Origin of the sequence: Streptomyces sp. SID10853 (genome assembly GCF_010548145.1) — a bacterium.
In the GTDB taxonomy this organism is placed as follows: Bacteria; Actinomycetota; Actinomycetes; order Streptomycetales; family Streptomycetaceae; genus Streptomyces.
The window spans coordinates 1-3,249 of the sequence record NZ_JAAGLN010000408.1 but is presented as its reverse complement, the minus strand read 5'-3'; the positions used below and the strand labels follow the sequence as shown (position 1 = coordinate 3,249).

The following is a 3,249-nucleotide window of genomic DNA, read 5'->3' as shown; positions in this document are numbered from 1 at the left end:
CCCGGTCGAGGGCGCCGGTCACGAATGCGCCGCCGGTGAGCGGGCCGTTCGCGAATGCGCCGCCGGTGAGGCCCGCGCCTCCGATGCCGCCGCTCAAGGCGCCCCCCAAGCCGCCGCTCAAGGCGCCTCCGAGGCCCACGCTCAAGGGGGCGCGTGAGGCGCTTCGTAGGGCGCGCGCGGCATTGAGTGCGCCCCGTGTGCCCCCGGCTTCGCCCGTCCGGTGCAGGCGGCCCCCACTGTGTACGAGGACGCCCGGCGAGAACAGCCTGAGGTCCGTCTCGCCCAGGCACGGGGCGCGGAGCAGTTCCGGGTACGAGGTGTTGAGGAGCCCTCCCGTGCGGTCCAGGCGGAAACCGCCGGTCAGCTCGGTGGACATACGGCCGCCCGGCGAAGGGGCGGCCTCCAGGACGCTGACGGACACGCCGGCGCTGGTCAGCCGGTGAGCGGCTGACAGCCCGGCGAGCCCGGCTCCGACGATGATCACGTCGGCGTGGTGTGCGGTACTGAGCACGTGCCCCTCCCCGGGGTCGGCGCGGCCGCGGTGTTCCGTGCAGGGCTGATTCCCCCAACGGGCCGCGGAAATGCCCTGGTTCGGGTCGAGAGTAGGGAGCGGTGGGGTGCGGGGCAGGCGCGCGGGGCGGGGGCATGGGGGCGCGGGGTCGCACGGCGGGGGCCGGTGGGCGGCGTGGGGCCGTGCGGGTGTGCGGGTGTGCGGGGCCGCGTCCCACCACGGGTTCCGCCCCGGACCCCGCTCCTCAATCGCCGGAGGGGCTGGAATGTGCCCTCTGCCCGGCGGGCCCCCGCAGGCCGGGGATGCTGCCCGAAGTGGGGCCGGGCGCGGCGGGAACGTGCCTTACAGCGCCGCCCTGATCGCCTCGTCCGCCTCCGGGAACGCGAAGGTGAAGCCCGAGTCCAGGAGCTTCTTCGGCAGGACCCGCTGGCTGCCCAGGACGTCCCCCGCGAACTCGCCCAGCGCGATCCGCAGCGCGGGTGCCGGGGCCGTGAACAGGGTGGGGCGGTGCAGGACCCGGCCCATCGCCGCCGTCACCTCGCGGTTGGTGACGGGCTGAGGGCCGGTCAGGTTCACCGGGCCCGACAGCGCCTCCGTGTCCAGGATGTGGCGCAGCGCCGCGACATGGTCGTGCAGCGCGATGAAACTCCAGTACTGGCTGCCGTCGCCCATCCGCCCGCCGAGCCCCGCCTTGAACAGCGGGAAGAGCCTGCCCCAGGCCCCGCCCTCCTTGGCCACCACAAGTCCGGTACGGGCGAACGCCGTCCGGATGCCCGCCTCTTCGGCCGCGCGCGCCGCCTCCTCCCACTCGACGCAGAGCGAGGCGAGGAAGCCCTCACCGGGCGGCGCGCTCTCGTCGACCGGGCGGTCGCCCGTGTCGCCGTAGTAGCCCACCGCGCTGCCGCACAGAAACACCGCCGGCGGTACGTCGAGCGAGGCCACGGCGTCGGCGAGTGTGGCGGTGCCCAGCACCCGGCTGTCCCGCAGCTCCTTCTTGTACGCGTCCGTCCAGCGGTGGTCGCCGACCCCCGCCCCCGCCAGGTTGACCACCGCGTCGCAGCCGGTCAGACCCGCGGTGTCCACCTGCTCACGGGCCGGGTCCCACTCCACCTCGTCCGCGGCCTTGGCGGCTCTGCGGACCAGCCGCACCACCTCGTGCCCGTCGGCGCGCAGGGAGCGCCCGAGGGCCGTACCGATCAGTCCTGATGCTCCGGCAATCGCGATACGCATGGCCCCATCCTCACGCACCCCGGCGGCAATCGCCCAGCGCCGCAGCCCGCGGCCGTGGCAGAGTGGCCCGCATGCCCGACCCGTACATACGTGTGGCCGTGGCCGATGACGGTGAGGCGCTCGGCGCGCTGGACCGGGCCGCTTGGTCCACGCTGCACGAAGTCATGCCGCCGCCCCAGCCCCCGTACCGGCCCTTCTTCGACGACAGCCACCGGCCCGACGACCTGCTGGTCGCCGAACTCGCGGGCGCGATCGTGGGGTACATCCGGCTGGTACGGCCCACCCTGCTGGCCAGCAACGCCCATGTGCGCCAGATCCAGGGCCTGGCCGTCGCCGGAACGGCGCGCCGCCACGGTGTGGGCCGGGCACTGGTGCGGGCCGCGTGCACGGAGGCCGGGCGCCAGGGCGCCACCCGGATCACCCTGCGGGTGCTCGGGCACAACACCCCGGCCCGCGCGCTCTACGCCGCCGAGGGGTTCGCGGTGGAGGGGGTGCTGCCGGGCGAGTTCCGTCTGGCGGGCCGGTATGTCGACGACGTACTGATGGGGCGCGGCCTCACCCCGTACTGAGCCCGCGGCCACGAGCGGCGGACGCTCAGGAGCCGAACCGCTCCCACAGATGCGGATACCGCTCGGCCAGCGACTCGTCGTCGAAGTCGACCGGCGGTCCCTCCGGTTCGGCGGCCTGCGGCGGAATGCCGAGATCCGGGGTGGGCGCCCCGGTGAGCTGCTCGTACGCCTCGTCGGCCGCGTACCCCAGCTCCTCGCCGTCGCCGTCGATCTCCTCGTCGAAGTCGTCCAGGAGATCGGCCAGGGCGTCCGGGTCCTGCAGCGCGCCCTCGAAGATCTCCCGGCCCTGGCCGATGAGCCAGCAGCGGAAGTAGTCGAAGGAGTCGGCGTCGCTCTCCCGCAGCAGCACGACCGCCGCCCCCCACAGATCCCAGCGGTACGCGCGGTTGTAGCGCGTCTCGAAGTACCGGGCGAACTCCAGCACGGACTCCGGGTCGAGCTGCGCCAATCGCTCGGTGAGCAGATCGGCATGGTCCTCGGGGTCGCCGTCGGCGGCCGCCCGAGTGCTGTCGATGGTCTCCCAGAACTCCGTCTCGTCCCTCACGCGTCCAGCATCGTGGTTGGCGGGGCGCGGCGCACGCGGAGCGCCGATCAGCGGCTCTCTTGTTACCAGGCGATGTGACCGTCCGATGATTCACTCGTTTGACGGGTGTAGCGATTCCGATCACTCACCCCAGAGGGGCCACCCCCGTCATGCGAACGCAAGAGCAACCGGAAGGGACGCGGTCCGGCGCCGGCCGTGTGGGCGTGGAACAGGCCGAAGCCGCACTCGTCGAGCACTACCCGCGGCTCGTCCGCCTCACCTACATCACGCTGCCCCCGTCACTGGGCCGCCACCGCCGGGTGCTCACCGCCCACGCGGTCGTGCAGCGCGCGCTGCCGGCCTCGCGGGGCAGCGGCCGCGAAGGACCCCGGGTGCCCGCCCAGCGCGGCGCCCCC

Annotated in this window: 4 protein-coding genes and 1 pseudogene; 2 read left to right on the top strand and 3 right to left on the bottom strand. The window is 73.9% G+C overall.

Annotated elements, in window-relative coordinates:
• Both G3I19_RS35580 and G3I19_RS35575 read right to left on the bottom strand, forming a co-directional pair.
• Nucleotides 1–511 (bottom strand): FAD-dependent oxidoreductase (locus G3I19_RS35580; RefSeq protein ID WP_164267815.1); only part of this gene is annotated, 511 nt, incomplete at its 3' end.
• Nucleotides 512–853: 342 nt separating this feature from the next.
• Nucleotides 854–1,741: a TIGR01777 family oxidoreductase gene (locus G3I19_RS35575; RefSeq protein ID WP_164267814.1), complete on the bottom strand. Its 888-nt coding sequence runs from the start codon at nt 1,739–1,741 to the stop codon at nt 854–856.
• Between the two features lie 71 nt (nt 1,742–1,812).
• On the opposite strand from G3I19_RS35575, the gene G3I19_RS35570 reads away from it, so the two are divergent.
• Nucleotides 1,813–2,310: a GNAT family N-acetyltransferase gene (locus G3I19_RS35570; RefSeq protein WP_164267813.1), complete on the top strand. Its 498-nt coding sequence runs from the start codon at nt 1,813–1,815 to the stop codon at nt 2,308–2,310.
• Between the two features lie 25 nt (nt 2,311–2,335).
• On the opposite strand, the gene G3I19_RS35565 is transcribed toward G3I19_RS35570, so the two are convergent.
• Nucleotides 2,336–2,854 (bottom strand): DUF4240 domain-containing protein, encoded by a 519-nt coding sequence (locus G3I19_RS35565; RefSeq protein ID WP_164267812.1) that lies wholly within the window; start codon nt 2,852–2,854, stop codon nt 2,336–2,338.
• A gap of 149 nt (nt 2,855–3,003) precedes the next feature.
• Here G3I19_RS35565 and G3I19_RS35560 point away from each other — a divergent pair.
• Nucleotides 3,004–3,249 (top strand): annotated as a pseudogene (locus G3I19_RS35560) (hypothetical protein); the annotation flags it as partial.

Bases quoted from the DNA above. Each gene is read 5' to 3' on its own strand.
- G3I19_RS35575 (WP_164267814.1), bottom strand. From the start codon at position 1,741: ATGCGTATCGCGATTGCCGGAGCATCAGGACTGATCGGTACGGCCCTC.
- G3I19_RS35570 (WP_164267813.1), top strand. From the start codon at position 1,813: ATGCCCGACCCGTACATACGTGTGGCCGTGGCCGATGACGGTGAGGCG.